Raw genomic sequence first — 26,544 nt, forward strand, 5'->3', positions numbered from 1 at the left:
GAAGTTGAGCGAGACAGTTGCTCCTGCCGGGGTCGCATACCCGTTGTAGGCGCGGCCTTGTGTCGTGATCGAGCTGAAAAGCAGATTCAAGCAACTTTGTATACAAAATTGCTTGATCCATGGCATCCAATAGACAAAACGCATGGCCCTGACCGTGCCTTTTGCGCTGGCGTCTGAGAAAATGCCCGCACTTTTTTTCCGGATGCCGACATGACTGCCCTGAAGAACGATCGTTTCCTGCGTGCACTGCTCAAGCAACCCGTAGATGTCACCCCGGTGTGGATGATGCGCCAGGCCGGCCGCTATCTGCCGGAGTACCGCGCCAGCCGCGCCAAGGCCGGTGACTTCATGAGCCTGTGCATGAACCCGCAGTTCGCCTGCGAGGTCACCCTGCAGCCGCTGGACCGCTACCCGCTGGATGCGGCGATCCTGTTCTCGGACATTCTCACCATCCCTGACGCCATGGGCCTGGGCTTGTACTTCGAAACCGGCGAAGGCCCGCGTTTCAAGAAGGTCATCAGCAGCCCGGCCGATATCGAAGCGCTGCCGATCCCCGACCCACAGAAAGACCTCGGCTATGTGATGGACGCAGTCAGCACCATCCGCCGCGAGCTCAACGGCCGCGTGCCGCTGATCGGCTTCTCCGGCAGCCCATGGACCTTGGCCACCTACATGGTCGAAGGCGGCTCGTCGAAGGACTTCCGCAAGACCAAGGCAATGGCCTACGACAACCCGCAGGCCCTGCACCTGCTGCTGGACAAGCTGGCGCAGTCGGTGACCAGCTACCTCAACGGCCAGATCCTCGCCGGCGCCCAAGCCGTGCAGATCTTCGACACCTGGGGCGGCAACCTGTCGGCGGCGGCCTATAAGGAGTTCTCCCTGGCCTACATGCGCAAGATCGTCAGCGGCCTGATCCGCGAGCACGAAGGGCGCAAGGTGCCGGTAATCCTGTTCACCAAGAATGGCGGCCTGTGGCTGGAAAGCATCGCCGAAGCCGGTGCCGATGCGCTGGGCCTGGACTGGACCTGCGAAATTGGCGACGCTCGCCGCCGTGTGGGTGACAAGGTGGCATTGCAGGGCAACATGGACCCGACCGTGCTGTACGCCAAGCCCGAAGCCATTCGCAACGAAGTCGCGCGGATCCTGGCCAGTTACGGCCATGGCACAGGCCACGTGTTCAACCTCGGCCACGGCATCACCCCGGAAGTCGACCCGGAGCACGCTGGCGTGTTCATCAACGCCGTGCATGAGCTGTCGGCGCAGTACCATCAGTGAGCTGCTCGCTGAAAAACAAAGCCCGGCCATGTGCCGGGCTTTTTGTCGCGTTAAGTTTTAATTCAGCGATCGTCGCTAATCTGGTCCCATCGAAACCGAAACAGGACCTGATTCTCATGAAAGCACGTTATCTTGCGTTGATCCTCGCCCCCTTGTTCAGCACCGCCGCCCTGGCTGCCAGCTACACCGGGCCGGGCGCCCAGTCGGTTACTACCGTAGCTGTGGCCAACGATGCTGCCGATGACACCCCGGTGGTACTGCAAGGCTACGTGACCAAGAAGATCAACAACGACGACAAGTACGAGTTCAAGGACAACACCGGCACCATCACCGTTGAAATTGATGATGAAGACCTGCCGCCGACGCAGTTCAACGACAAGACCAAGGTCAAGCTGACCGGTGAGGTGGAGAAGCACCTGATGAGCCGGGAAGTGGATGTGGACAGGGTCGAAATAATCAACTGATCCGAGATCCAGGGGCTGCAAGGCAGCCCCAATGTTCAGATCGACTTAGGTGCCAGCTTGCTCAGGTGCAGCGCCACCAGCAACGCCACCGCCAGCAGGCTGCCGATGAACAGCCCGATGCCGTTCCAGCCCCACTGGTGCCAGAACACCCCGCCCGCCGTACCGGCCACACTCGACCCCGCGTAATAGCTGAACAGGTACAGCGACGAGGCCTGCCCCTTGGCTTTCAGCGCCCGGCGACCGATCCAGCTGCTGGCTACCGAATGGGCGCCAAAGAAGCCGAAGGTGAACACCAGCATGCCCAGGATCACCGCTACCAGCGGGCTGGCCAGGGTCATCAGCAAGCCACTCGCCATCACCACGATACTGGCCCAGAACACCTTGCGCCGGCCCAGCTTGTCGGCCAGGGCGCCGACCTGCGCCGAGCTGTAGATGCCCGAGAGGTACACCACCGACAGCAAGCCGACCAACGCCTGGTTCATGTGGTAGGGCTCGGCCAGCAAGCGATAGCCGATGTAGTTGAACAGGGTGACGAAGGCGCCCATCAGCAGGAAGGCTTCGAGGAACAGCCAGGGCAGGCCGGCATCCTTGAAGTGCATGACAAAGCCATCCAGCAGGCTACGCGGGTTCATCGCCTGTGGGCGGAAGTTGCGCGATTCCGGCAGCACTTTCCAGAACACCAGCGCGGCTGCCAGGGCCAGGCCACCGATGGTCAGCATCGCCGTATGCCAGCTGACGAAATCGATCAGTACCCCTGTGATCAGGCGCCCGCTCATGCCGCCAATGGCATTGCCGCCAATGTACAGGCCCATGGCCAGGCCGATGTGCTGCGGGTGGATCTCTTCGCTGAGGTAGGTCATCGCCACTGCCGCCAGGCCGCTCAGGGACAGGCCGACCAGGGCACGGGTGGCCAGGACCAACTCCCAACTTGGCATCACCGCGCTGGCCAAGGTGGAGAGGGCCGCACAGGCCAGGGCAAACACCATCACCGGCTTGCGGCCAATGCGGTCGGAAATGGGCCCGGTAATCAACAGGCCGAACGCCAGCATCGCCGTCGAGACCGACAGCACCAAGCTGCTCTGCGCTGCGTTGATGGTAAATTCCTTCGACAGCAGCGGCATCATCGGTTGCACGCAATACAGCAGGGCGAAAGTGGCAAAGCCGCCGCTGAACAAGGCCAGCACGGTCTTCATGAAAGCAGGCGTGCCCTTTTCGATCCACATTTCGTTCAAGGAGGCAGGTTCTGGCTCGGCGGGAAGGGGCGCTACGGCAGTTTTCACGGGTGGGTACCTCTGACGCAATGAAAAAATCATATAGCTGGCTAATGATTAGTTCCAATATATTGTTCGACCTATTTAAGACGTTTGACGACTTGTTCGGAGCCGATCATGGAACTGCGCCACCTGCGGTATTTCATTGCTGTGGCCGAAGAACTGCACTTTGGCCGTGCCGCCCAGCAACTGGGCATCTCGCAGCCGCCTTTGAGCCAGCAGATCCAGGCGCTGGAGCAGGAGCTGGGCGCACGGCTGTTCGAGCGCACCAACCGGCGGGTCGAGCTGAGCGAGGCGGGGCGCTTGTTCCTCGACGAAGCCCGCCAGGTGCTGGCGCAGGTAGAAAAAGCCGCCGATGTGGCCCGACGTGCGCAGTTGGGCGAGCTGGGCGAAATGAAGATCGGCTTCACGTCCTCGGCCCCGTTCACCTCGAAGATCCCCAAGGCCATCCATGCGTTCCGCCAGCGTTTCCCGGCGGTGCACCTGAACCTCAGGGAAATGAGCAGCCGCGATGTCGCCGAGGGAGTGTTCGATGAATCCATAGAGGTAGGGCTGATGCGGCCGATGCCGCTGCCGGAAGGCCTGGTTGCCACCGAGCTGTTCAGCGAGCCGCTGGTAGCGGTAATCAACGCATCGCACCCGCTGGCCGAAGGTACCCAGCATGGCGTGCACATGGCGGCGCTGGCCCATGAGCCGTTCGTGTTCTTCCCGCGCAGTTATGGCAGCGGCCTGCATGCGCAGCTGTTGAGCCTGGCGCGGCAGGCGGGCTTCAGCCCGCATTTTGCCCAGGAAGCGGGGGAAGCGATGACCATCATCGGCCTGGTGTCGGCGGGGTTGGGGGTCTCGGTACTGCCGGCCTCCTTCCAGCGCATGCGCATCGAAGGCGTGGTGTACCGCACCCTGCTCGATGACGGGGCGATGACGACGGTGTGGCTGGTACAGCGCGAGCGCGGCAGGTCGGCCATGGCCAGGGCCTTTGCCGATTTGGTGACCGGGCAGGCCTATGACTGACGACCTGCAGGAGTGAACGGCAAATGGCGCTGGCCATTGCCGCAGCGCCGCCACATACTCGGGCATTCGTTGAAACACGGAGGTCTATCATGCGGCGCGTGGTGTTCAATCAGAAAGGTGGCGTGGGCAAGTCGAGCATCGCCTGCAACCTGGCGGCGGTCAGTGCCAATGAAGGCTACCGGACCCTGCTGATCGACCTGGATGCCCAGGCCAACTCGACCCAGTACCTCACTGGCCTCACCGGCGAGGATATCCCCACGGGCATCGCCGACTTCTTCAAGCAGAGTCTGTCCAGCGGGCCGTTCAGCAAGAAGAACCAAGTCGATATCTACGAAACCCCATTCGACAACCTGCACGTGGTTACCGCCACTGCCGAGCTGGCCGACCTGCAGCCGAAGCTGGAGGCCAAGCACAAGATCAACAAGCTGCGTAAATTGCTCGATGAACTGGACGAGGATTACGAGCGGATCTACATCGATACCCCGCCAGCCCTGAATTTTTATGCGGTTTCGGCGCTGATTGCCGCCGATCGCGTGCTGATTCCCTTCGATTGCGACAGCTTTTCGCGCCAGGCCCTTTATGGCCTGCTGGCAGAGATCGAGGAGCTCAAGGAAGACCACAACGAAGACCTGTTGGTCGAAGGCATCGTGGTCAACCAGTTCCAGTCCCGTGCCAGTCTGCCGCAGCAGATGCTCGATGAGCTGCTGGGGGAGGGTTTGCCGGTGCTACCGGTGTACCTGGGCAGCTCGGTGAAGATGCGTGAGTCGCACCACGCCAGCCTGCCGCTGATTCACCTGGAGCCCAGGCACAAGCTGACCCAGCAGTTTGTCGAGTTGCATTCGCTGCTGGAAGAGAACGCTTAAACCCCTTGGCTGCGCAGCCACTCCAGCAGCGATTGAAGTGGAAACGCCCCGGCCTGGCGGCTGATCTCACGGCCGTTCTTGAACAGGATCAGGCTGGGAATCGAGCGGATGCCGAGTTGTCCGGCGAGGTTGCGGTTGGCCTCGCTGTCGAGCTTGGCCAGGCGGCAGCGGCCGCTTAGCTGGCGCGCGGCCTGTTCGAAGGTCGGGGCGAAGGATTTGCATGGACCGCACCAGTCGGCCCAGACGTCCATCAACAGTGGCAGGTCGCCCTTGATCTGGCTGGCATAGTTGGCTTCGCTGAGTTCGAACGGGGTGCTCAGCAGCACGTCCTGCTTGCAGCGGCCGCATTTCGGGGCGTCACCCAGGCGCGCCGCCGGCAGGCGGTTGAGGCCGTTGCAGTGCGGGCAGGGGATTACCAGTGGATCGGACATGTGAACTCCTTGAACATTACGAAGAACAGCTGATTTCCAGATGCTTGCCCCATTCTGGTGGGCGCTCGGCGTAGGCCTGCATACCGGCCTGCTCTTCAAATGGCTTGCTCAACACCTGATGCAACCGCCGTACTTCACTGTAGTCGCCCGCTTCCGCCGCTTCGATGGCTTTCTGCGCCAGGTAGTTGCGCAGCACATACAGCGGGTTGACCGCATGCATCCGCTCCCGACGCCCATCGGCATTAGCGGCTTCACGCTCGCAACGGGCCAGGTAGTCCGCCCCCCAGGCATCGAAACCGGCCAGGTCGATGAAGTCGTCGCGCACCACTTTCAGCGCTTCGGCGACCGGCTTGTCACCCAGCTTGCGGAAGAACAGGTTGTAGTCCACGCCACCGCTCTGCATGCGCTGCAACAGGCGCTCGACCAACGCCATGTCGTCGTCCTCGGCGCTGGTCAGGCCCAGGCGGCGGCGCATCAGGTCGAGGTAATGGGCCTGGTAAAGCGGCAGGAACAGCCCCAGCGCCTCCTTCAGGGGTTCCACTTCGATCACCGTGGTCAGTGCCTGGGCCAGGGCACTGAGGTTCCAGTGGGCGATTGGTACCTGGTTGGCATAGCTGTAGCGGCCACGGTCGTCGGAGTGGTTGCAGATGAAGTTGGCGTCGAAGTCGTCCAGGAACGCATAAGGGCCGAAGTCGAAGGTAATGCCGAGAATCGACATGTTGTCGGTGTTCATCACGCCGTGGCAGAAGCCATAGGCCTGCCAACGGGCAATCAGTTCGGCGTTGCGCTCGACGATGCTGCGGAACATGGCCAGGTAGGGCTGCTCGGCTTCACGGCATTCGGGGTAGTGCTGTTCCAGCACATGGTCGATCAGCACGCGCTGCTGCTCGGGCTGCTTGGTGTAGTAGAAGTACTCGAAATGGCCGAAACGCACATGGCTTGGCGCCAGGCGGGTGAGCATGGCCGCGCTTTCACGGGTTTCACGCCATACCGGGGTGCTGGAGCCGATGACGCACAGCGCCCGGCTGGTGGCAATGCCCAGGGCGTGCAGGGCTTCGGAGGCGAGGAACTCGCGGATCGACGAGCGCAGCACGGCGCGGCCGTCGCCCATGCGTGAGTAAGGGGTCTGGCCGGCGCCCTTTAGGTGCAGGTCCCAGTGCTCGCCGGCGTCATTGAGCACTTCGGCCAGCAGCAGACCGCGGCCATCACCCAGCCGTGGGTTGTACGAGCCGAACTGGTGACCGGAATAGACCATCGCCCGTGGGTCGGCCTGGTCCCACAGCTTGTGGCCGCTGAACAGCTCGGCAAACAACGGCAGTTCGGCCTGGGCCGGGTCGAGGTCGAGCAGGGCCATGGCCGACTCGCTTGCAACCACCAGGCGCGGCTCTGCGATGGGCTCGGGCAGTACCTGGGTGGAGAACGCATCGCCCAGGCGGGCGAAGCGGTTGTCGAAGGTGAGTTGGTCGAGGGCTTTCACAGGCCGGCTCCTGGGGTTGAGTGTCCGGGGCCGCGCTACGGCCCTTCGCGAGCTTGCCCGCGAACGAGGGCAAAGGCCTCGCGGGGTTTTGCCCAGAATAAAGCATTGGAGCGTTCTCAGGCCGAAGCAGTGCCATCCGATTTCGGCTGCTCCACCGGAACCAGCTGTTGCTTGCCGCCTTTCGGGTCCATCAGGAATACCTCTACCTGGCGTACCGAGATCTTGATGTTGTGCGCCTTGAACTCACGGTTGATGTAGCGGTTGATCTCATCCAGGGTCGGGTTGCGGTCGCCCAGGTCGCGCACGTGCATGCGCAGCTCGTGGTCCAGTGAGCTTTCGCCGAAGTTGAGGAAATACACGATCGGCTCCGGGTCCTTGAGCACCCGTGGGTTCTCATGGGCACCCTTGAGCAGCAGGTCGCGTACCAGGTCCAGGTCGGAGCCGTAGTCGATGCCCAGCTTCAGTGTCACCCGGGTGACCGTGTCGGTCAGCGACCAGTTGATCAGCTGGCCGGTGATGAAGGTCTTGTTGGGGACGATGATGTCCTTGCGGTCGAAATCGGTGATGGTGGTGGCGCGGATGCGGATCTTGCTCACCGTGCCCGACAGGTTGCCGATGGTGATGGTGTCGCCGATACGCACCGGGCGTTCGAACAGGATCATGATGCCGGAAATGAAGTTGGCGAAGATTTCCTGCATGCCGAAGCCCAGGCCTACCGACAACGCGGCCACCAGCCACTGCAGCTTGTCCCAGCTGACCCCGAGGGTCGACAGGGTACTGACGATGCCGACGCCGACGATGGTGTATGACAACAGCGTGGTGGTGGCGTAGGCGCTGCCCTGGGCCAGGTTCAGGCGTGACAGCACCAGCACTTCCAGCAGGCCTGGCAAGTTGCCGGCCAAGGCAAAGGTAATGCCGACGATGACCAGGGCACCGAGCAGGTCGCCGAGGCTGATCGGCACCATGCTGGCGGCGGCGCCGGTGCCGCTGGTGTATTCATACAGGACAAAGTTGTTGAGGTAGGCGAACACCGAGATCAGGTCCGACCACACCCAGTACAGGCCGGCAATGAAGCCGCCGAGCAGGGCCAGGCGGATCAGGCGCAGCGATTGCTGGTTGACCTGCTCGATGTCCAGCGTCGGCTCTTCACTGATGACTTCGCCATCCAGGCCTTCCTTGGCCGCCGCCCGTTTGCTCAGTGCGCGCTGGTAGGCCAGGCGCCGTGCGGCCACCGACAGCCCGCGCACGAACGCGGCCTCGATCACCAGCCAGAACAGCAGCAGGTAGAGGGTGTAGATCAGCCGGTCGGTGAGCTTCAGCGCGGTGTAGTAGTAGCCGAAGCACACGGCCACGAACAGGGCGATGGGCAGTGCAGTGAAGGCCACGCCCACGGCCTTGCGGAACAGCGAGGTGTCACGGTGCGCGGGGCTGCTGAGCAGCAGGCGGCTGAGCAGCCAGGCCATCAGGGCATAGCAGGTCAGCACCACGCCGATGCCCAGCACATCGTCGGCCAGCGCCGATGGCTGATGTTCGGCCACGGCCACCACGCCGACCAGCGCCAGCACCACGGTGCCCAGGCGGCGTACCCAGCCGCGCAGGAACTCGACCTGCGGCTTGTGCCAGCGGAAATGGATTTCCGCCACGCCACCGGGGGCGAGGATGCGATAGGCGGTGTAGAACACCAGCCAGGCCTGGGCCAGCTGCCAGAGGGCGGCGCCGAGGTTGGCGTTCTGCCCACGGGCGTCGATCTGCAGGGCATAGCTGCACAGGGCCAGGCCCAGGCTGACCGGCATCGCCAGCAGGATGTTGATGAGGATCGCCTGCGGTGTATGCCACTGGCTGTCGCGACGGAAATGGCCGATGTCCTGGTGCACCTTGCCCAGGCGCTGGTACAGGTACTTGCGTCGCCACAGCAACGCGCCGATCACCAGCAGCAGCGGCAGGAACAGCAACGGCCGCTGGCTGAGGCCGTCGGCCAGCTCGTTCAGGCCCGAGCCCCATGGCAGGTTGGCGACCTGGTCGGCCAGGCGCTCCGGCACGTAACGCAGCCAGTCCCAGTCCAGCGGCTTGTTGCTGGGGATCCAGAACATCTGCTCGTCAAGGGTGGTCCGCAGGCTCTGGGCAGTACCCAGCAACTGCTTCTGGTTGAGCTGCAAGGTGATCGATTCGTTGAGCAGCGCCGACAGCTCGCGGTTCAGCCGCTCCAGCAGGTCGCTGCGGGTGATGGCCACTTCCAGCAGGGCTTTGCGTAGCTGCGGCGTCACCTCTTCCTGCGGCTGGGCGGCCAGCAGCTTGTCGACGTAGGTGACCGGGCTGCTCATCTGCTCGCGTTGCTGGTTGACCTCGAACTGGTACAGGCGGGTATCGGCGATCTGGTCGGCCAGGTCGCGGTCCAGCTTCAGGTGCGGCAGGGTCTGCTTCTGCTTGTAGAGGATCTTGGACAGCAGCAGGCTGCCTTTGAGCACGTTGATCTGCTCGTCCAGCGCCTGGTCAGCCTGGGTCAGGCTGTCCAGCTGTTGCTTGGTGCGCAGGTTCTGCTGGGTCAGTTCGTTGAGCCGATCGGTGCTTTTGAGCAGGTAGTCAGAGAGCTTGAGATTGACCGCGCTTTCGGTGGCCAGCAGGCTGCTGCCACCGGCCTTCTGAGCCTCGATCGATTGCTGGGTGACGGTTTCCTGAGATTGGGCCAGACGCTTGTCGTTGATCAGTGTCTGCAGGTCCTGGATTTCCTGCTCCAGGCGTGCCGCGCGCTCGATCAGCAGGTCGTGGCGGGCGTTGCCGAGGTCCTGCAACAGGCTGTTGCCGGCCAGCTCCTGGCGGCGCAGCAGGGTCAGGGCGTTGAGCGAGGCCAGTTCGGCATTGAGCTGGTTGCGCTGGTCGGCGTTGATCGGTTTGCCAGCATCCTTGCCGGTCTTGAGAATGCTGTTGATCTGCTGGGTGCGCGCCTGGGCGTTACTGATTTCCGCCTGGGCGCGTTCCGGACGGGTCTGCGAATTGATGATCAGGCTGTTGGCTTCGGACAGTGCCTTTTGCAGCTCGCCCTGCTGGGTGCTGCGCTCGCCGAGCATCTGCTCCAACTGTGGCACGCTGAGGCTGGCGTAGCGTTGGGCCACCGGCTGTGGCTTGCTTTCCTTGAGCTTGGCCAGTTCGCGCTGGCTGTCGCTGGTTTCCTTCGGGGCCCCGGCCAGCTGCTGCTTGAGCGCGGCGAGCTTCTTCTCGTTGTCTTCCTTGCTGGCGAGCAGGCTGAGGGTTTGCTCCAGGACCTGCTGCAGGGCTTTCTGCTCCGCCTCGGGCAGCTTGCGCTCGGCGATCTTGTCGAGGCTGTTCTGGATGCTGGCGGTGGTCGGGGCTTCTGCCGCAGAGGCTGCAAAAGAGAGAGACAGGCACAGCCCGAGCAGGGCTGTGCGGACATACACGCGCAGGGACATAGGCAGGCTACTTGTGAATCAGGCAAACGAAGTTTAGAGGAACAATCCTGGTCCGGGTCGCGTTCCTTCGGGGAATCTGACGCCTACTTTCTGAATCTTGTTCCCGTCCATGGTGGCCACGGTCCAGATCGTGCCATGCCATTCGACCTGGTCACCTACTACTGGAGCGCCTCCGACCTTCTGTCGGATGAACTGCGCCAACGGCATTTTCGCATCCAGGCCATCGAGTTTGAGGCCATACAGCGCTGCCACCGCACCCAGTTCGGCATCGCCTTCGAGGACGAAGTCGCCGAAGAAACGCAGATCCAGGCCGCGTTGCGGCGCCTGGCTGAACAGTTTGCCCAGGGCTGGCAGGTTGTGTTCGTGGCCGATCACGCAAAGCATGTCGCCCACTTCAAGCACGGTGCTGCCCGATGGGTGCAGCAGTTGCTCGCCCCGGAACAGGGCGGCGATGCGCGTGCCTTCGGGCATTTTCAGCTCGCGCAGGGCGGCGCCGATGCACCATTTTTCCGCGCCCAGGCGGTAGACGAAGAGTTCCCACTCGCTGGTCAGGTGGACTTCCAGGGCGGAACGGGAGATCGGCGCCGGGTCGGGCGGTACGGTCACTTTCAGCAGTTTGGCCATCCACGGCAGGCTGGTGCCTTGCACCAGCAGCGACACCAGCACGATGAAGAACGCCAGGTTGAAGAACAGCTGGGCGTCCGGCAGGCCGGCCATCAACGGGAATACCGCGAGGATAATGGGTACCGCGCCGCGCAGGCCAACCCAGGAAATGAAGCCTTTTTCACGGCCATGGAAGGCCTTGAATGGCAGTAGGCTGGCGACCACTGACAACGGGCGCGCCACCAGGATCATCCACAACGCCAGGCCCAGCGCAGGCAGGGCGATGGGCAGCAGGTCATGCGGGGTGACCAGCAAGCCCAGCACCAGGAACATGCCAATCTGCGCCAGCCAGGCCATGCCGTCGAGCATGTGCAGGATGCCATGGCGGCTGCGGATCGGCTTGTTGCCCAGCACCAGGCCGCACAGGTAGACGGCGAGGAAACCACTGCCGTGCAGGGCGTTGGTCAGCGAGAACACCACCAGGCCGCCAGCGATGACCAGGATCGGGTACAGGCCGCCGGCCAGGTTGATGCGGTTGACCAGTTGCAGCATCAGCCAGCCACCACCCAGGCCCAGCAGCCCGCCGATGCCGAACTCGCGCAGCAGGTGGGTGAGCAGGCTCCAGTGCAGGCCGGTCTGGCCGCTGGCGATCATGTCGATAAGGGTGACGGTGAGAAACACGGCCATCGGGTCGTTGCTGCCCGATTCGATTTCCAGGGTGGCGGTCACCCGCTCGTTCAGGCCTTTGCCGCCGAGCAGCGAGAACACCGCCGCGGCGTCGGTGGAGCCGACGATCGCACCGATCAGCAGGCCCTGGATCAGGCTCAGATCGAACAGCCAGGCGGCGACCATGCCGGTGAGGGCGGTGGTGATCATGACGCCGACGGTGGCCAGCGACAGCGCCGGCCACAGGGCCACGCGGAAGCTCGCAACCCGTGTGCGCAGGCCGCCGTCAAGCAGGATCACGGCCAGTGCCAGGTTGCCCACCAGGTAGGCGGTCGGGTAGTTGTTGAAAATGATGCCGCCACCATCGACACCGGCGATCATGCCGACCGCAAGGATGATGACCAGGATAGGGATGCCCAGGCGCGAAGACAGCGAGCTGACCAGGATACTTGCGCCCACCAGCAATGCGCCGATCAGGAACAGGCTGTTGATGGTGCTTGCATCCAAAGGCAGGTACTCCGGGAACCGCGGGGGAAGGGACTCGATAGCAGCTTGCTAGCAGGTCGCGTGCCAACTGATTCTAACCTGATGAATTGGCAGGCTGTAAAGCGTTTCTGCAGATGTGCAAAAGGCACCGCGGTGGGTGCCTTTTGGGTAATGCCTGGAGGGCCTCTTCGCGAGCACGCCCGCGAGGAGGCCAGTGCAGGTTTACGCCTGCTTCACCTCACGCAACGGCTTGCCCTTCACCGGTGCGCCATTGGCCACATAGTACTTGGCGGTGCTGCGAGGCAATGGCTTGCGGCCACGGATCTTGTCCGAGATTTTCTCAGCGATCATGATCGTGGTGGCGTTGAGGTTGCCGGTGATGATGATCGGCATGATCGACGCGTCGACCACCCGCAGACCTTGCATGCCATGCACGCGGCCTTCGCCATCGACCACTGCCATGTCGTCGGTGCCCATCTTGCACGAGCAGGACGGGTGGAAGGCGGTTTCGGCGTGTTCGCGGATGAACTTGTCCAGTTCTTCGTCGGTCTGCACGTGCGCGCCCGGGCTGATTTCGCGGCCGCGGTACGGGTCCAGCGCCGGCTGGGCCATGATCTCGCGGGTCAGGCGAATGCCGTCACGGAATTCCTGCCAGTCCTGTTCGGTCGCCATGTAGTTGAACAGGATGCTTGGGTGCTGGCGCGGGTCCTTCGACTTGAGGCGGATACGGCCGCGGCTTGGCGAACGCATCGAGCCCATGTGCGCCTGGAAGCCGTGCTCCTTGACGCCGTTGGAGCCGTTGTAGTTGATGGCCACCGGCAGGAAGTGGTACTGGATGTTCGGCCACTTGAATTCAGGGCGGGTACGGATGAAACCACCGGCCTCGAACTGGTTGCTGGCGCCGATACCGGTGCCGTTGAACATCCACTCGGCGCCGATCGCCGGCTGGTTCCACCAGAGCAGCGACGGGTACAGCGACACCGGCTGGGTGCAGGCGTACTGCAGGTACAGTTCCAGGTGGTCCTGCAGGTTTTCGCCAACGCCCGGCAGGTCGTGCACCACCGGGATGTCGAGGCTTTCCAGCAGGGCGCGCGGGCCGACGCCGGAACGCTGCAGCAGTTGCGGCGAGGCGATGGCACCGGAGCTGACGATCACTTCCTTGCGTGCGCGGGCTTCGACGCGCTCTTCGCTGTCGCCAACCAGGTAGGTCACGCCGATGGCGCGCTTGCCGTCGAACAGTACGCGGTCGGTCAGGGCGTGGGTGACAATGGTCAGGTTCGGGCGCTTCTTGGCCTGGTCCAGGTAGCCGCGGGCGGTGCTGGAGCGGCGACCGTTCTTGGTCACGGTACGGTCCATCGGACCGAAGCCTTCCTGCTGGTAGCCGTTGAGGTCTTCGGTGCGCGGGTAGCCGGCCTGCACGCCGGCTTCGACCATGGCGTGGAACAGTGGGTTGTTGCCGGCTTTCGGCGTGGTCACGCTGACCGGGCCTTCGCCGCCATGGTAGTCGTTCGGGCCGATGTCACGGGTTTCGGCCTTGCGGAAGTACGGCAGGCAGTCCAGGTAGGTCCAGTCTTCCAGGCCCGGCAGCTCTGCCCAGCCATCGAAGTCCATGGCGTTGCCGCGGATGTAGCACATGCCGTTGATCAGCGACGAGCCACCCAGGCCCTTGCCTCGGCCACACTCCATGCGGCGGCCGTTCATGTGCGGCTCCGGGTCGGTCTCGTAGGCCCAGTTGTAGCGACGGCCCTGCAGCGGGAAGGCCAGGGCGGCTGGCATCTGGGTGCGGAAGTCGAAGCGGTAGTCGGGGCCACCGGCTTCCAGCAGCAGTACAGTGACGCCGGCGTCTTCGGTCAGGCGGGTCGCCAGGGTGTTACCGGCAGAGCCGGCACCGACGATGATGTAATCGTATTCTTTGGACATGAAAGTACCCTCATGTTGGCGGTGATCAGGGAGCGGAAACGCCCGTGCGCAGCGGCACGGGCGTGGCTAGACAGGGTTCAGAAAACCGAGTTGTAGCCGCCCAGCTCGACCTGGACCGACTTGATGCGAGTGTATTGGGCCAGCGAGCTGATGCCGTTCTCACGGCCGACGCCCGACTGCTTGTAGCCACCCACCGGCATTTCGGCTGGCGATTCGCCCCAGGCGTTGATCCAGCAGATACCGGCTTCCAGCTTGTGGATGATGCGGTGGGCGCGGCTGATGTCGTTGGTGCACACACCGGCGGCCAGGCCGTACTCGGTGTCGTTGGCACGGCGGATGACTTCTTCTTCGGTTTCGTAGGTGAGGATGCTCATCACCGGGCCGAAGATCTCTTCCTTGACGATGGTCATGTCGTCGGTGCAATCGGTGAACACGGTCGGGGCGACGAAGGCACCCTTGGCGAAAGCACCTTCGGTCATGCGCTCACCACCGCACAGCACGCGGGCGCCTTCTTCCTTGCCCTTGGCGATGTAGCCGAGCACGCTTTCCATGTGCTGGAAGCTGACCAGCGGGCCGAAGTTGGTGTTCTCGTCTTCCGGGTTGCCAGCGCGAATGCGCGCAACGCGCTCGACGATCTTGGCTTCGAAAGCTGCCTTCATGGCTGCCGGGATGAACACGCGGGTGCCGTTGGTGCAGACCTGGCCCGAGCTGTAGAAGTTGGCCATCATGGCGATGTCGGCGGCCTTGTCCAGGTCGGCGTCGGCACAGATGATCAGCGGCGACTTGCCACCCAGTTCCATGGTGACTTCCTTGAGCGACGAGCTCGAGGCGCTGGCCATGACCTTCTTGCCGGTGGTGGTACCGCCGGTGAAGGAGACTTTCTCGATGCGCGGGTGCTCGGTCAGCCAGGTGCCGACTTCGCGGCCGCTGCCGGTCAGGACGTTGAACACGCCGTTTGGCAGGCCGGCTTCGGTGTAGATCTCGGCCAGCTTGAGGGTGGTCAGCGAGGTCACTTCCGACGGCTTGAAGATCATTGCGTTGCCAGCGGCCAGGGCCGGGGCGGATTTCCACAGGGCGATCTGGATCGGGTAGTTCCACGCACCGATACCGACGGTCACGCCCAGCGGCTCGCGGCGGGTGTAGACGAAGGACGACTCGCGCAGCGGAATCTGCTCGCCTTCGATGGCCGGTACCAGGCCGGCGTAGTATTCCAGCACGTCGGCGCCGGTAACGATGTCGACGTAGCGGGTTTCCGAGTACGACTTGCCGGTGTCCAGGGTTTCCAGCATGGCCAGTTCGTCGTTGCGCTCGCGCAGGATGTCGACGGCGCGGCGCAGGATGCGCGAACGCTGCATGGCAGTCATCGCGGCCCAGACTTTCTGGCCTCGCTCGGCACTTTCGACGGCCTTCTCGACATCGGCCTGGGTGGCACGTTGTACGTGGGCGAGGACTTCGCCGGTGGCCGGGTTGATGGCTTCGAAAGTGGCATCGCTGCCAGCGTCGACGTAAGCACCATCAATGTAGAGTTTTTGCGTTCCGAAACGGGCCATAGTGTCCTCGCAAGTGCAGTGTGTGGTTGGCTGCGCGTCACGCTCCTGCCGGGTCGACAAGTGCCGTGCGTGCTTGATCAGCAGCCTGGTCATTGGTGTCCAGGGTGTGCTGTTTAGCCAGTTGTAGATCCATGTATTCGTAAGCAATCCGTATCGCCTGGTCGGTGTCGAATGCATCACCCGACAGGGCTCCACGCAGCCACAAGCCATCGATCAAAGCCGCCAGGCCGCGGGCGGCCTTGCGCGCATGGTAGAGCGGCAGGGCGCGGCGGAACTGGCAGCACAGGTTGGAATACAAGCGGTGGTCGTTGATCCGCTGCAACCTGTGCAAATCGGGCTGGTGCATGCTGGAAGCCCAGAAGGCCAACCAGGTTTTCATTGCCGGGCCGTTCACCTGGCTGGCATCGAAGTTGCCCTCGATGATGACTTTCAGGTGAGCACGCGGGCTGTCGTCCGTCAGGGCCTGGCGACGTGCTCGAACACCTTCGTTGAGCATGTTCATGATGTATCCCATCGTCGCTGCGATCAGGCCGTTCTTGTCCCGAAAGTAGTGACTGATGATGCCGTTCGACACACCGGCCAAACGGGCAATCAGCGCAATGCTGGCATCCCCCAGTCCGACCTGATCGACCGCCTGCAACGTGGCTTCGATCAACTGCTGGCGGCGGATGGGTTGCATACCGACCTTGGGCATCTTGCTATCTCCTCAGGCCTGCGAGCAGGCGACAGGCGCTGACTCGGCGAAGGCCAGTCTATTTTGTTTTGATTGAACGTTCAATCAATAAAGAATAAGCTCTGCGACAATTTGTGCCATTGACAGTTTTTCAGGCGGTCTAAGAAGCACGAATTGACACCCCAGGAAATCGCGTAACCCCCGGAATACAAGGCGTTGACGGGCATGAGCGATGCGAAATGCAGATTCTGCCGTGTGCTCATAGAGCCTGCGGCAGGCCCTTGGAGCGGGCGGGGTGGACTGTGGCGAATGCGCGCACCTCAACCGAGGCGTGGCAGTGGCGACAGGCCATCTGTCTGTTTTTTGCAACGTATCGATTCGGGATCACGGTTTCCAGGGTGCCTTTTATAACACCTGATGCAGTGGGGATATTCCACCAATTGCTCGGGAACACTGATTAGCCTCCATAGCCGCACTGCCCGGAGCATTCGTGCAATGAGTTCTGCCTCACTTACCAAGCCCCCCGCCGAGAGGGTACGGGTCAACCGCGTGGTGTTCTTCACCTCCGCGCTGATGATCCTCGTTCTGACTGCCTTGCTTATCGCTGTACCCGAAACCGCCGGCCAGGTGCTGGGCGTAGCCCAGAAGTGGCTGACGCGTACCTTCGGCTGGTATTACATGCTGGTGATCTGCGGTTACCTGCTGTTCGTCGTCTACCTGGCCTTCTCCGACTACGGCAAGCTCAAGCTTGGCGGCAAGGACGACGAGCCCGACTTCAGCTATGGCGCCTGGGCCGGCATGCTGTTCTCTTCCGGTATCGGCATTTCGCTGCTGTACTTCGGCGCCTCCGAGCCGCTGGACCACTATTTCAACCCACCGGAGGGCACCTCGGCCAGCCTCGAGGCCGCGCGCCAGGGCTTGCAGTTGACCTTCCTGCACTGGGGCCTGCATGGCTGGGCGATCTACGCCCTGGTCGGCCTGGCCGTGGGTTACTTCGCCTACCGTCATAATCAGCCGCTGGCCCTGCGTTCGGCGCTGTACCCGCTGGTGGGCGAGCGTTGGGTCAAGGGTGCTGCCGGCAACGCCGTGGACATCTTCGGCATGTTCGTGACCCTGCTGGGCCTGGTGACCAACCTGGGCATCGGCTCGATGCAGGTGGCCTCTGGCCTGGAGTACCTGTTCGGCATGGACCACAGCAAGACCAACCTGCTGGTGGTGATCCTGGTCATGGCCGGCGTGGCCACCGTGGCGGCGGTCTCGGGTGTGGAAAACGGCATTCGCCGCCTGTCCAACCTGAACATCATGCTGTTTAGTGGCCTGTTGATCTTCGTGCTGCTGGGCGGCGAAACCCTGTACCTGCTCAACGGCTTCGTGCAGAACATTGGCGACTACCTCAACGGTATCGTGCTGAAGACCTTCGACCTCTACGTGTACGAAGGCTCGGGTGACAAGTCCGAGCGCTGGCTGGGCCTGTGGACCGTGTTCTACTGGGCCTGGTGGATCTCCTGGGGCCCGTTCGTAGGGATGTTCATCGCCCGTATTTCCAAGGGCCGCACCGTGCGCCAGCTGGTCATGGGCGTATTGCTGATCCCGCTGGGCTTCACCCTGGCCTGGCTGTCTATCTTCGGCAACACGGCGCTGGACCTGGTGATCAACCAGGGCGCGGTGGAACTGGGCAAGACAGCGCTGGAACAGCCGTCGATGTCGATCTACCAATTGCTGGAATACTTCCCGGCAGCCAAGATCGTGATCGGCGTGGCGGTGTTCGTCGGCTTCGTCCTGTTCCTCACCCCGGCCGACTCCGGCGCGGTGATGATGGCCAACCTGTCCTGCAAGGGCGGCAAGGTGGACGAAGACGCCCCGCACTGGATGGTGGTGTTCTGGTCGGTGGTCATCACGCTGGTCACCATCGGCCTGCTGTTCGCCGGTAATTTCGAAGCCATGCAGACCATGGTGGTGCTGGCGGGCCTGCCGTTCTCGGTGGTGCTGGTGCTGTTCATGTTCGGCCTGTACAAGGCCATGAAGCAGGACGTGGTGGTCGAGCAGGAGCGGGCCGAACTGGCCGCCCGTGGCCGTCGCGGTTTCAGCGAGCGCCTGACCCAGCTGGAGCTGCAGCCGACCCAGGCCGTGGTGCAGCGCTTCATGGACAAGCACGTCAGCCCGGCGCTGAAAGACGCCGCCGCGCAGCTGCAAACTTTGGGCTTCGAGGTGGAAACCCGTGTTGGCCAGTCGCGCAACCTGATGGGCCTGCGGGTGATGATGGAAGAGGGCAACCCGTTCGTCTACGAAGTGAGCCTGGACGGCTACCTTGCGGCGCCGAGCGAAGCGCCGGTGGAAGGTGAGCCGGAAGTTCGTCAGCGCTTCTATCGAGCCGAGGTGTATTTGCACGATGGCAGCCAGGAGTACGACCTGATGGGCTTTGCGCCGGAGCAGATCGTGCGTGATGTGCTCGATCAGTTCGAAAGCCACCGCCAATTGCTGGGGCGTGTGTATAGCTAAGTGCTGTTGAGGCAAAAGAAGACCCCGCTCCCATGAGCGGGGTTTTCTTTTGTCGGGGCGCTTTATGTCCCCAGGTTTTCAGCGATTGCTGTAGCGGCCATTCCTGCCATGCCCCGGCATCGCCAGATTACTGCGCACGGCAATCATCTGCTTGAGCCGGATCAGCTCGATGCCCTGGCTCTTGAGCCGCGGCAGCTCCCGTTCCAGCACTTCCAAGGTTTGTGGGTAAGGGTGCCCGATCAGCACTGCCGATCCCTGCTTGTGCGCAAGGGCGATGCCCTGCTGCAACTGCTGGGCAATCGCCTCGGCAGTGCGCACATCATCGAGGAACACATCCCGCGAAACGTGCGCCAAGCCTTGCGTCTGTGCTTGCGCTGCCGCCACCGTGGCGGCACTGGTGCGGCTGTCGACGAAGAACAGATGGCGCCGCTGCAGCTCGCCCATCAACCAGGCCATGGGTTCGCGCTGGGCCGTCATGTGGCTGCCCATGTGGTTGTTGATGCCGGCAGCGTAGGGCACCTTCAGCAACGCGCTGTCCAGGCGCCGTGCCAGCTCTTCGATGGGGACGCCAGGGTGCCAGGCATAGGGCCCGTTGGCCGGGTCCATGGGCATGTGCAGAATGACTGTCTTGCCGGCCTTGTGGGCCTGGCGGGCAAAGTCGGTGGCATGTGGGGTATCAGGCATGATCGCCATGGTCACCGGCCCGGGCAGGGCCAGGGTGCGGCTGTCACGCTCAGGACTCTGGCCCAGGTCGTCGATGATGATGCTCATGTAGGCCTTGCCGGCCGGTGCCGCTTGCGCGACCCCGGCCAACAGGCAGAACAACAGACACAGCAGATAACGCATGGGGTGGGTCAGTCGCCCTTGGTGATGTTCAGGCCCTTGAGCAGGCTCAGGGCCTGGCTCAGCTGGAAGTCGTCATCCTGTGGGCGCTCCTTGCGCTTGCCGCTGCCGGTCGGGCGGTCGGCGCCGCCGTTGCCGTTGCCCAGGTGGCCCTGCAGGTCGGCTTCCTTGAAGTTGTCGGTGTCGGCTTCGGCAGTGAGCTTGGCCGGGCGTACTTCGATGTCGGGTACGATGCCCTGGGCCTGGATAGAGCGGCCATTGGGGGTGAAGTACAGCGCAGTGGTCAATTTCAGGGCGCGGTCGTTGGCCAGCGGCAGCACGGTCTGCACCGAGCCTTTGCCGAAGCTGTCGGTACCCATCAACACCGCGCGTTTCTGGTCCTGCAGGGCGCCGGCGACGATTTCCGAGGCCGAGGCGCTGCCGCCGTTGATCAGCACTACCAATGGCACGCCTTCGCTGGCGTCGGCCGGGTCGGCCGAGAAGCGCAGCTCGGAATTGGCAATGCGCCCCTTGGTGTAGACGATCAGGCCCTTGGTCAGGAAGTGGTCGGCCACTTCCACCGCCGACTGCAGCACGCCGCCCGGGTTGTTGCGCAGGTCCAATACTACCCCGCGCAGCTTCTTGCCATTGTCCTTGCGCAGCTTGGCCAGGGCCTTGCCCACTTCGTCGCCGGTCTTGACCTGGAACTGGGTGATGCGAATGTAGCCGTAGTCGTTCTCCAACAGCTGACTCTTCACGCTCTTGACCTGGATGACTGCGCGGGCAAGGGTCACATCGAACGGGGTGCCGCCATCACGCACCAGGGTCAGGGTGATCTTTTCACCGACCTTGCCGCGCATCTTGTCGACCGCCTCGGTCATGGTCTGGCCACGGGTCGGGGCGCCGTTGATCTTGACGATCAGGTCGCCCGCCTGCACGCCGGCACGCGAGGCCGGGGTGTCGTCGATTGGCGAGACCACCTTGATGAAGCCGTCTTCCTGGCCCACTTCGATACCCAGCCCACCGAACTCGCCGCTGGTGCTCTCCTGCAGCTCCTGGAAGTCCTCGGGGCCGAGGTAGGCCGAGTGCGGGTCGAGGTTGCTGAGCATGCCCTTGATGGCGTTTTCCAGCAGGGTCTTGTCGTCCACCGGCTCCACGTAGGCCGCCTTGATGCGGTCCATGATCTCGGCGAAAGTGCGCAGCTCCTCAAGCGGCAGGGGGGCCTTGGCGGTCACCTCGGTGGCCGGTACCGCTGCCGGCTTGGCCGGCTCTGCGGCAGTAGCCAGGGGCGCGCCCACCGCCAGGGCGATGGACAGGGCCAGCTGGGTGAGACGAGGCGAGTGCAGCATGTCGAACGAACTCCTGATCCTGTAAGCGCTCCCTGCGGAGCATCGGCGTGGCCCGTGGGTTACGCCGTAGAAATTTGACTAGCCCCGGCACCATTGCGAAGGGTCGGTAGGCCGGCCCTGCTGGCGAATGGCGAAATACAAGCCGGCAGCATCCTGGCCGCCGCTGTCGCCAACGGTGGAAATGGCTTCGCCGGCCTTGACGATATCACCGGCGCTCTTCAGCAGGCTCTGGTTATGCCCATACAGGCTCAGGTAACCGTTGCCATGGTCGAGGATGACCAGAAGCCCGGCACCGCGCAACCAGTCGGCGAACACCACGCGCCCGCCGTGCACGGCACGCACCTGGGTGCCGGGGCTGGCGCTGATCATTACCCCGTCCCACTTGGCACGGGCATCGCTGCCGCGGGCATCACCGAAGCGTGCCAGCAATCGACCATTGACTGGCCAGGGAAGTTTTCCGCGTGCAGCAGAAAATGCGCCACCGTAGCTCGCGCCGTCGCTGGAAACCATCGGGCCGAGGGTGGTGCGGGCCTTTTTCGGCGGCTCTGCGGGTTCGCTGTCTTGCTCGCGGGCGGCGGCCGCAGCCAGGGCTTCTTGCTGGTGGCGTTTTTCCGCCTCTTGCTGGGCCAGCAAGGCTTTCTGGCGCGCCTCTTCGGCCTCGCGGGCCTGGCGGGCAAGGGTTTCCTCGATGGTCTTGAGCACTTTGGCCAGGTCAGCCTGGTCCTGCTCGCGCGACTGCAGCTTCTGGTCGCGGTCCTTCATGTCGCTGTTGAGCTTGGCCAGTACCTGCTGGCGTTTGCCACGCTCGACTTCCAGGGCCTGGCGGCGGCTGTCGAGGTCAGCGCGCTGGGCCAGCAGCTGTTCCTGCTGGGTGGCAATGTCCTTCTCCACGTTGGCCAGCTGGCGCAGGGTCTCGTTGAAGGTGCGCAGCTGCTCTAGGCGCGCCTTGCTCAGGTAGTCGTAGTAGGTGAGGGTGCGGGCAAACTTCTCGGGGTTCTGCTGGTTGAGCAGCAGCTTGAGGTATTCCTCACGGCCGTTCTGGTAGGCCGCGCGGGCCTGGATGGCGATCAGTCGCTGTTGTTCAACGCGGGCGCTCTGGAGTTTTTTTTTCTCGGTATCAAGGCGCTCCAGCTCGCCCTCGGTCTTTTTTAGTTCTTGCTGCAGCGCCTCCACCTGCTTTTCGAGGTTGCCGATATCGGTCTCGGTGGCTTTGAGGTCCTTCTGCACACCGGCCTTTTCTTCCTGGAGCTTGCTCAGCGTCTTCTTGAGCTCGGCAATATCCTGGCGGGTGGCATCCAGTTGCTGCTGGGTCTGCGCACGCTCATCGGCGAATGCCGGACCGAGCAGGCAAGACAGGGCTAGGAGGATCAGGGCGCGAAGCATGGGGTTTGGCGTACCAAGGATGGAGACTGGCCTAGTATGCCCGCGCGGGCGTGCAAAAAAAACGCCTCGCTGCAGGTGCAGGGAGGCGTTTGTCTGGAATTCATGTGGAAACAGGGCCGCAACGCGGCCCATGCACAGAATCAGGCGTCGACCAGGATCGAAGTACCGGTCATTTCCGCCGGTTTTTCCAGCCCCAGCAGTTTCAGCATGGTCGGCGCCACGTCGGCCAGCACGCCGCCATCGCGTACTTTCAGGTTGCGCTTGCCCACATAGATGAACGGCACTGGCTCGGTGGTGTGCGCGGTATGTGCCTGGCCGGTGCTTTCGTCTTCCATCTGCTCGACGTTGCCGTGGTCGGCGGTGATCAGCGCTTCGCCACCCACCTTGTCCAGCGCGTCGACGATGCGGCCGACGCAGCCATCCAGGGCCTCGACGGCCTTTACTGCCGCTTCGAACACGCCCGTGTGGCCGACCATGTCGCCGTTGGCATAGTTGACCACGATCACGTCGTAGCGTTGCTGCTCGATGGCCTCGACGATGCGGTCGGTCACCTCCGGTGCGCTCATTTCCGGCTGCAGGTCGTAGGTGGCGACCTTCGGCGACGGGATCAGGATGCGTTCTTCGCCTTCGAACGGCTCTTCGCGGCCACCGGAGAAGAAGAAGGTCACGTGCGCGTACTTCTCGGTTTCGGCGATGCGCAGCTGGGTCTTGCCGTTTTTCGCCAGGTACTCGCCCAGCACATTGTTCAGGCTGGCCGGCGCAAAGGCGGCAGGTGCCGGGATCTTCGCCGAGTACTGGGTGAGGCCGATGTAGGCTGCCAGCTTGGGCAGGCGGGCGCGCGGGAATTCGTTGAAGTCCGCTTCGACGAACACACGCGACAGCTCGCGGGCACGGTCGGCACGGAAGTTCATGAACACCACGGCGTCGCCATCTTCGACCTTGACCGCATCGCCGATGCGCGTGGCTTTCACGAACTCGTCGCTCTCGTCACGGGCGTAGGCCGCTTCCAGGCCTGCCAGGGCGGTGTCGGCGGTGTACTCTGCAGCGCTGTCGACGATCAGGTTGTAGGCGGCGCTGACGCGGTCCCAGCGGTTGTCGCGGTCCATGGCGTAGTAACGGCCAATGAGGCTGGCGATGCGGCCCTTGCCCAGCCTGGCGAACGTTGCATCGAGCAGTTCGATGGACGATTGCGCGCTGCGTGGTGGCGTATCGCGGCCATCGAGGAAGGCATGCAGGTAGATTTTTTCGGCGCCCCGTTGCGCAGCCAGTTCGGCCATGGCAATCAGGTGGTCCTGGTGGCTGTGCACGCCGCCGTCGGACAGCAGGCCGAGAATGTGCACGGCCTTGCCGGCACTGGCTGCCTTGTCCACCGCAGCGGTCAGCACCGGGTTTTCGAAGAACTCGCCGTCGCGGATGGCCTTGGTTACCCGGGTGAAGTCCTGGTAGACGACGCGCCCGGCGCCAAGGTTCATGTGGCCGACTTCGGAGTTGCCCATCTGCCCGTCCGGCAGGCCGACATCCATGCCTGAGCCGGAAATGAGGCCATGCGGCTGACTGGCGCGCAGGCGGTCATAGACCGGCGTGTTGGCGGCGTAGATGGCGTTGTATTCGGGGCTTTCGCTGTGGCCGAAGCCATCCAGGATGATCAGGACCAGGGGTTTGGGCGTACTCATCAATCAAACTCACGGTTGTTCAAAGATGATAAAGACACGCATTTTAGGGCAAATACGCCACGGGCGGCGAATATTCGTCCCATCCGCCGACCGGCGTGCGCAGGGGGGCGAGGTGGAGAAGGTTTTGCCGCCGGCCCGTCGGGCTTTGGTGGCACTAAGGGGCTGTGTATACTGGCCGGCATTTTCAATCGCCTGGAACACCGCTGATGGTTGCTCACCTGATTCAATTCGCGACAGATCACTACATCCTGGTTGCGATCTTCGTTGTTCTGCTGGTCCTGCTGCTGCTCAATGAAATCCGCCGTGGCGGCCAGAGCTTGAGCAATGGCCAGCTGACCGCTCTGGTCAATGCCGACAAGGGTCTGGTACTCGACATCCGCCCGGCCAAGGAATACGCCGCAGGTCATATCGTCGGCGCAATAAACATTCCGCAGGACAAAGTGGTCAACCGTCTGAGCGAGCTGGAAAAGCACAAAGCGAAAACCCTGATCGTCGTCGACGCAATGGGCCAGCAGTCCGGTGCTATCTGCAGCGAGCTGCTCAAGGCTGGTTACAACGCCGCCAAGCTGAGTGGTGGCGTTTCCAGCTGGAAAGCCGATAACCTGCCCCTGGTGAAGTGATATGAAGCCCGTCATCGTTTATTCCAGCGACTACTGCCCCTACTGCATGCGCGCCAAGTACCTGCTCGAGAGCAAGGGCGTGGCCTTCGAGGAAATCAAGGTCGACGGCAAGCCGCAGGTTCGTGCCGAGATGAGCCAGAAGGCCGGCCGTACATCGGTGCCGCAGATCTGGATCGGCAGCACCCATGTCGGTGGATGCGATGACCTCTATGCCCTGGAGCGCGCCGGCAAGCTCGACGCGCTGCTGGCGGCCTGATTTGCACTGCATTCAAAAACATTAGGATAAGGACCAGCCATGACTGACCAACAGACCAACGGCGCTGCTGCAGAAGACAACAGCCCTCAGTTTTCCATGCAGCGCATCTATGTGCGCGATCTGTCGTTCGAGGCCCCGAAAAGCCCTCAGATCTTCCGTCAGAGCTGGGAGCCGAGCGTAGCCCTGGACCTGAACACCAAGCAGAAGGCCCTGGAAGGTGACTTCCATGAGGTGGTGCTGACCCTGTCGGTTACCGTGAAAAACGGTGAAGAGGTCGCCTTCATCGCTGAAGTGCAGCAGGCCGGTATCTTCCTGATCAAGAACCTGGATGCGGCTTCGATGAGCCACACCCTGGGTGCGTTCTGCCCGAACATCCTGTTCCCATACGCCCGTGAGACGCTGGACAGCCTGGTGACCCGCGGCTCGTTCCCGGCCCTGATGCTGTCGCCGGTCAACTTCGACGCCCTGTACGCGCAGGAAATGCAGCGCATGCAGGAAGCTGGCGAAGCGCCGACCATGCAGTAATCGCTGCCGGTATCAGGAAAGCGCCTTTCGGGGCGCTTTTTTGTTGCCTGTGCCGGCCCTTTTCGCGGGCGCGCCCGCTCCCACAGGTAGGGCGCCGCTTTCAAGTGCTGCGCTGTATCTGTGGGAGCGGGCATGCCCGCGAAAAGGCCGGTACGGGCACAAGATCAGCTCCCGGCGAACCCGTTCTGCCGCCATGCCTCGTACACCGTCACCGCCACGGTATTGGACAGGTTCAGGCTGCGGCACCCTGGCCGCATCGGCAGACGCAGGCGCTGTTCGCCCGGCAGGCTGTCCAGCACTTCGGCCGGCAAGCCACGGCTCTCCGGGCCGAACAGGAAGGCATCGCCCGGCTGGTAGGCCACTTCGTGGAACGGCCGCGAACCCTTGGTGGTGAAGGCGAACAGCCGCGGGTTGCCCAGGTTTTCCAGGCATCCGGCCAGGCTCTCGTGGCGCTTGAGCGTGGCATACTCGTGGTAATCCAGCCCCGCGCGCCGCAGGCGCTTGTCATCCAGTTCGAAGCTGATGGGCTCGATCAGGTGCAGGTCGCAGCCGCTGTTGGCGCACAGGCGAATGATGTTGCCGGTATTCGGCGGAATTTCTGGTTGAAAAAGGATGACGTGAAACATGCACGGCTCCAAGCGTGAAGATGACGGGCATTCTACCCCTGAACCGGACGTGCGTTCGAAGGCGTTCCCGCGGGTCATGTTGTCGCTGGCGATTGTCGGGGTCATGGTGGGGCTGATGATCGGCCGCCTGACCGCGCCTGAGGAGCGCGAACTGCAGCAGGTGCAGGTGGTGCAGGATGGCCTGGAGCTATGGTTCAACGCCGAGCCCCAGCTGCACGGCGAGAACGTGGAAGGCACGGTGGCGCTGCTGTTCCAGGCCCAGGGCAAGCGCCAGCAGGGGCAACTGAGCCTGCAAGGCAAACCGGTGAGCTGGAAGGTGCAGAAGAGCAAGGAAGGCTTGCTGCTGACGGTGGTGGCCGCGCGCCCCCTGCACGGCGAATGGGCCGGTGCAGAGGACGCTGGGCGCTGGCGGGTGCAGGTGAAGCTGCACGAATAAAAGAGGGGATTTCCCGGCCTGCCTGTACCGAGGTCCCCAAAACGGGCGGTGTTGCGAATAAAAGAGGGGTTCACCCGGCCTGCCTGTACCAGGGCCCCCGAAACTGGGTATGCAAGAGTTATTGCAGGGGGCGTGCCAACTTTGAAAAAGCCCGTGAGTATTGGGCTTTCAGGGGAATCTGGCCAGGTTTTGAAGGTATTTGTGCCTTGGGTCGGTGCATTCGGCACAGGATCGGTGCGT

General features: G+C 63.0%; 22 protein-coding genes. 9 read left to right on the forward strand and 13 right to left on the reverse strand.

Translation table 11 applies throughout. The features are described from left to right. Positions 1-210 precede the first annotated feature (210 nt). Together hemE and QSV36_RS17810 are read left to right on the forward strand one after the other, a co-directional pair. The gene (gene hemE, locus QSV36_RS17805; protein WP_289133570.1) at positions 211-1,275 is read left to right on the forward strand and encodes a uroporphyrinogen decarboxylase; all 1,065 of its coding nucleotides are present in this window, start codon (positions 211-213) and stop codon (positions 1,273-1,275) included. Positions 1,276-1,391: 116 nt separating this feature from the next. Continuing rightward, positions 1,392-1,739 carry a NirD/YgiW/YdeI family stress tolerance protein gene (locus QSV36_RS17810; RefSeq protein ID WP_289133571.1) on the forward strand — a complete coding sequence of 116 codons (348 nt, stop codon included), beginning with the start codon at positions 1,392-1,394 and terminating at the stop codon, positions 1,737-1,739. Positions 1,740-1,774: 35 nt separating this feature from the next. Here the strand turns inward: QSV36_RS17810 and QSV36_RS17815 are convergent, their stop codons facing one another. Next, the gene (locus QSV36_RS17815) at positions 1,775-2,962 is read right to left on the reverse strand and encodes an MFS transporter (protein WP_289134208.1); all 1,188 of its coding nucleotides are present in this window, start codon (positions 2,960-2,962) and stop codon (positions 1,775-1,777) included. Between the two features lie 165 nt (positions 2,963-3,127). On the opposite strand from QSV36_RS17815, the gene QSV36_RS17820 reads away from it, so the two are divergent. Together QSV36_RS17820 and QSV36_RS17825 are read left to right on the forward strand one after the other, a co-directional pair. Beyond that, complete coding sequence (locus QSV36_RS17820; protein WP_289133572.1) at positions 3,128-4,021, forward strand: LysR family transcriptional regulator; 894 nt, start codon at positions 3,128-3,130, stop codon at positions 4,019-4,021. Positions 4,022-4,110: 89 nt separating this feature from the next. Continuing rightward, positions 4,111-4,884 carry a ParA family protein gene (locus QSV36_RS17825; RefSeq protein WP_289133573.1) on the forward strand — a complete coding sequence of 258 codons (774 nt, stop codon included), beginning with the start codon at positions 4,111-4,113 and terminating at the stop codon, positions 4,882-4,884. On the opposite strand, the gene trxC is transcribed toward QSV36_RS17825, so the two are convergent. The 7 genes from trxC to betI form a co-directional block, all read right to left on the reverse strand. Continuing rightward, complete coding sequence (gene trxC / locus QSV36_RS17830) at positions 4,881-5,315, reverse strand: thioredoxin TrxC (protein ID WP_289133574.1); 435 nt, start codon at positions 5,313-5,315, stop codon at positions 4,881-4,883. The two genes, QSV36_RS17825 and trxC, sit on opposite strands and share 4 nt — an antisense overlap. Positions 5,316-5,331: 16 nt before the next feature. Further along, on the reverse strand, positions 5,332-6,792 hold the full coding sequence (selO, locus tag QSV36_RS17835) for a protein adenylyltransferase SelO (protein ID WP_289133575.1): 1,461 nt from the start codon (positions 6,790-6,792) through the stop codon (positions 5,332-5,334). A 116-nt stretch (positions 6,793-6,908) separates the two neighbouring features. Beyond that, positions 6,909-10,217, reverse strand: a complete 3,309-nt coding sequence (gene mscK, locus QSV36_RS17840) for a mechanosensitive channel MscK (RefSeq protein ID WP_289133576.1) — start codon at positions 10,215-10,217, stop codon at positions 6,909-6,911. 33 nt (positions 10,218-10,250) lie between these two features. Next, positions 10,251-11,993 carry a potassium/proton antiporter gene (locus QSV36_RS17845; protein WP_170034328.1) on the reverse strand — a complete coding sequence of 581 codons (1,743 nt, stop codon included), beginning with the start codon at positions 11,991-11,993 and terminating at the stop codon, positions 10,251-10,253. Between the two features lie 201 nt (positions 11,994-12,194). After that, entirely contained in the window at positions 12,195-13,892 is a 1,698-nt protein-coding gene (gene betA / locus QSV36_RS17850; RefSeq protein ID WP_289133577.1) for a choline dehydrogenase, read from the reverse strand. Positions 13,893-13,969: 77 nt separating this feature from the next. Further along, the gene (betB, locus tag QSV36_RS17855) at positions 13,970-15,442 is read right to left on the reverse strand and encodes a betaine-aldehyde dehydrogenase (protein WP_186684284.1); all 1,473 of its coding nucleotides are present in this window, start codon (positions 15,440-15,442) and stop codon (positions 13,970-13,972) included. A gap of 37 nt (positions 15,443-15,479) precedes the next feature. Next, positions 15,480-16,136: a transcriptional regulator BetI gene (gene betI, locus QSV36_RS17860; RefSeq protein WP_186672233.1), complete on the reverse strand. Its 657-nt coding sequence runs from the start codon at positions 16,134-16,136 to the stop codon at positions 15,480-15,482. A 474-nt stretch (positions 16,137-16,610) separates the two neighbouring features. On the opposite strand from betI, the gene QSV36_RS17865 reads away from it, so the two are divergent. Next, positions 16,611-18,614, forward strand: a complete 2,004-nt coding sequence (locus tag QSV36_RS17865; RefSeq protein WP_502945678.1) for a BCCT family transporter — start codon at positions 16,611-16,613, stop codon at positions 18,612-18,614. Positions 18,615-18,692: 78 nt separating this feature from the next. On the opposite strand, the gene QSV36_RS17870 is transcribed toward QSV36_RS17865, so the two are convergent. The 4 genes from QSV36_RS17870 to gpmI form a co-directional block, all read right to left on the reverse strand. Beyond that, a complete protein-coding gene (locus tag QSV36_RS17870; RefSeq protein ID WP_289133578.1) occupies positions 18,693-19,460 on the reverse strand; it encodes a divergent polysaccharide deacetylase family protein in 768 nt (255 codons plus the stop codon). Between the two features lie 8 nt (positions 19,461-19,468). Then, positions 19,469-20,785 (reverse strand): S41 family peptidase, encoded by a 1,317-nt coding sequence (locus QSV36_RS17875; RefSeq protein ID WP_289133579.1) that lies wholly within the window; start codon positions 20,783-20,785, stop codon positions 19,469-19,471. Positions 20,786-20,863: 78 nt separating this feature from the next. After that, positions 20,864-22,168 carry a murein hydrolase activator EnvC family protein gene (locus QSV36_RS17880; RefSeq protein WP_289133580.1) on the reverse strand — a complete coding sequence of 435 codons (1,305 nt, stop codon included), beginning with the start codon at positions 22,166-22,168 and terminating at the stop codon, positions 20,864-20,866. A gap of 140 nt (positions 22,169-22,308) precedes the next feature. Then, entirely contained in the window at positions 22,309-23,844 is a 1,536-nt protein-coding gene (gene gpmI, locus QSV36_RS17885; protein ID WP_289133581.1) for a 2,3-bisphosphoglycerate-independent phosphoglycerate mutase, read from the reverse strand. Between the two features lie 203 nt (positions 23,845-24,047). Here gpmI and QSV36_RS17890 point away from each other — a divergent pair, with 203 nt between their 5' ends. The 3 genes from QSV36_RS17890 to secB are packed head-to-tail and all read left to right on the forward strand — an operon-like array spanning position 24,048 to position 25,242. Further along, positions 24,048-24,461 carry a rhodanese-like domain-containing protein gene (locus QSV36_RS17890; RefSeq protein ID WP_225779572.1) on the forward strand — a complete coding sequence of 138 codons (414 nt, stop codon included), beginning with the start codon at positions 24,048-24,050 and terminating at the stop codon, positions 24,459-24,461. A 1-nt stretch (position 24,462) separates the two neighbouring features. Continuing rightward, a complete protein-coding gene (gene grxC / locus QSV36_RS17895) occupies positions 24,463-24,717 on the forward strand; it encodes a glutaredoxin 3 (RefSeq protein WP_003249204.1) in 255 nt (84 codons plus the stop codon). Positions 24,718-24,756: 39 nt separating this feature from the next. Then, positions 24,757-25,242 carry a protein-export chaperone SecB gene (secB, locus tag QSV36_RS17900; protein WP_170033292.1) on the forward strand — a complete coding sequence of 162 codons (486 nt, stop codon included), beginning with the start codon at positions 24,757-24,759 and terminating at the stop codon, positions 25,240-25,242. Between the two features lie 164 nt (positions 25,243-25,406). Here the strand turns inward: secB and trmL are convergent, their stop codons facing one another. Then, complete coding sequence (trmL, locus tag QSV36_RS17905; RefSeq protein ID WP_289133582.1) at positions 25,407-25,868, reverse strand: tRNA (uridine(34)/cytosine(34)/5-carboxymethylaminomethyluridine(34)-2'-O)-methyltransferase TrmL; 462 nt, start codon at positions 25,866-25,868, stop codon at positions 25,407-25,409. On the opposite strand from trmL, the gene QSV36_RS17910 reads away from it, so the two are divergent. After that, positions 25,867-26,304, forward strand: coding sequence for a hypothetical protein (locus QSV36_RS17910; protein ID WP_289133583.1), 438 nt, complete (start codon positions 25,867-25,869; stop codon positions 26,302-26,304). The two genes, trmL and QSV36_RS17910, sit on opposite strands and share 2 nt — an antisense overlap. The last annotated feature ends 240 nt before the right edge of the window (positions 26,305-26,544 follow it).

Source organism: Pseudomonas sp. BCRC 81390 (assembly GCF_030341915.1).
Lineage (GTDB): Bacteria > Pseudomonadota > Gammaproteobacteria > Pseudomonadales > Pseudomonadaceae > Aquipseudomonas.

Excerpts from the sequence above, each read along its gene's own strand:
- hemE (WP_289133570.1), top strand. The coding sequence starts at position 211 with ATGACTGCCCTGAAGAACGATCGTTTCCTGCGTGCACTGCTCAAGCAA.
- QSV36_RS17810 (WP_289133571.1), top strand. The coding sequence starts at position 1,392 with ATGAAAGCACGTTATCTTGCGTTGATCCTCGCCCCCTTGTTCAGCACC.
- QSV36_RS17815 (WP_289134208.1), bottom strand. The coding sequence starts at position 2,962 with ATGTGGATCGAAAAGGGCACGCCTGCTTTCATGAAGACCGTGCTGGCC.
- QSV36_RS17820 (WP_289133572.1), top strand. The coding sequence starts at position 3,128 with ATGGAACTGCGCCACCTGCGGTATTTCATTGCTGTGGCCGAAGAACTG.
- QSV36_RS17825 (WP_289133573.1), top strand. The coding sequence starts at position 4,111 with ATGCGGCGCGTGGTGTTCAATCAGAAAGGTGGCGTGGGCAAGTCGAGC.
- trxC (WP_289133574.1), bottom strand. The coding sequence starts at position 5,315 with ATGTCCGATCCACTGGTAATCCCCTGCCCGCACTGCAACGGCCTCAAC.
- mscK (WP_289133576.1), bottom strand. The coding sequence starts at position 10,217 with ATGTCCCTGCGCGTGTATGTCCGCACAGCCCTGCTCGGGCTGTGCCTG.
- betA (WP_289133577.1), bottom strand. The coding sequence starts at position 13,892 with ATGTCCAAAGAATACGATTACATCATCGTCGGTGCCGGCTCTGCCGGT.
- betB (WP_186684284.1), bottom strand. The coding sequence starts at position 15,442 with ATGGCCCGTTTCGGAACGCAAAAACTCTACATTGATGGTGCTTACGTC.
- betI (WP_186672233.1), bottom strand. The coding sequence starts at position 16,136 with ATGCCCAAGGTCGGTATGCAACCCATCCGCCGCCAGCAGTTGATCGAA.
- QSV36_RS17865 (WP_502945678.1), top strand. The coding sequence starts at position 16,611 with ATGAGTTCTGCCTCACTTACCAAGCCCCCCGCCGAGAGGGTACGGGTC.
- QSV36_RS17870 (WP_289133578.1), bottom strand. The coding sequence starts at position 19,460 with ATGCGTTATCTGCTGTGTCTGTTGTTCTGCCTGTTGGCCGGGGTCGCG.
- QSV36_RS17875 (WP_289133579.1), bottom strand. The coding sequence starts at position 20,785 with ATGCTGCACTCGCCTCGTCTCACCCAGCTGGCCCTGTCCATCGCCCTG.
- QSV36_RS17880 (WP_289133580.1), bottom strand. The coding sequence starts at position 22,168 with ATGCTTCGCGCCCTGATCCTCCTAGCCCTGTCTTGCCTGCTCGGTCCG.
- QSV36_RS17890 (WP_225779572.1), top strand. The coding sequence starts at position 24,048 with ATGGTTGCTCACCTGATTCAATTCGCGACAGATCACTACATCCTGGTT.
- grxC (WP_003249204.1), top strand. The coding sequence starts at position 24,463 with ATGAAGCCCGTCATCGTTTATTCCAGCGACTACTGCCCCTACTGCATG.
- secB (WP_170033292.1), top strand. The coding sequence starts at position 24,757 with ATGACTGACCAACAGACCAACGGCGCTGCTGCAGAAGACAACAGCCCT.
- QSV36_RS17910 (WP_289133583.1), top strand. The coding sequence starts at position 25,867 with ATGCACGGCTCCAAGCGTGAAGATGACGGGCATTCTACCCCTGAACCG.
- trmL (WP_289133582.1), bottom strand. The coding sequence starts at position 25,868 with ATGTTTCACGTCATCCTTTTTCAACCAGAAATTCCGCCGAATACCGGC.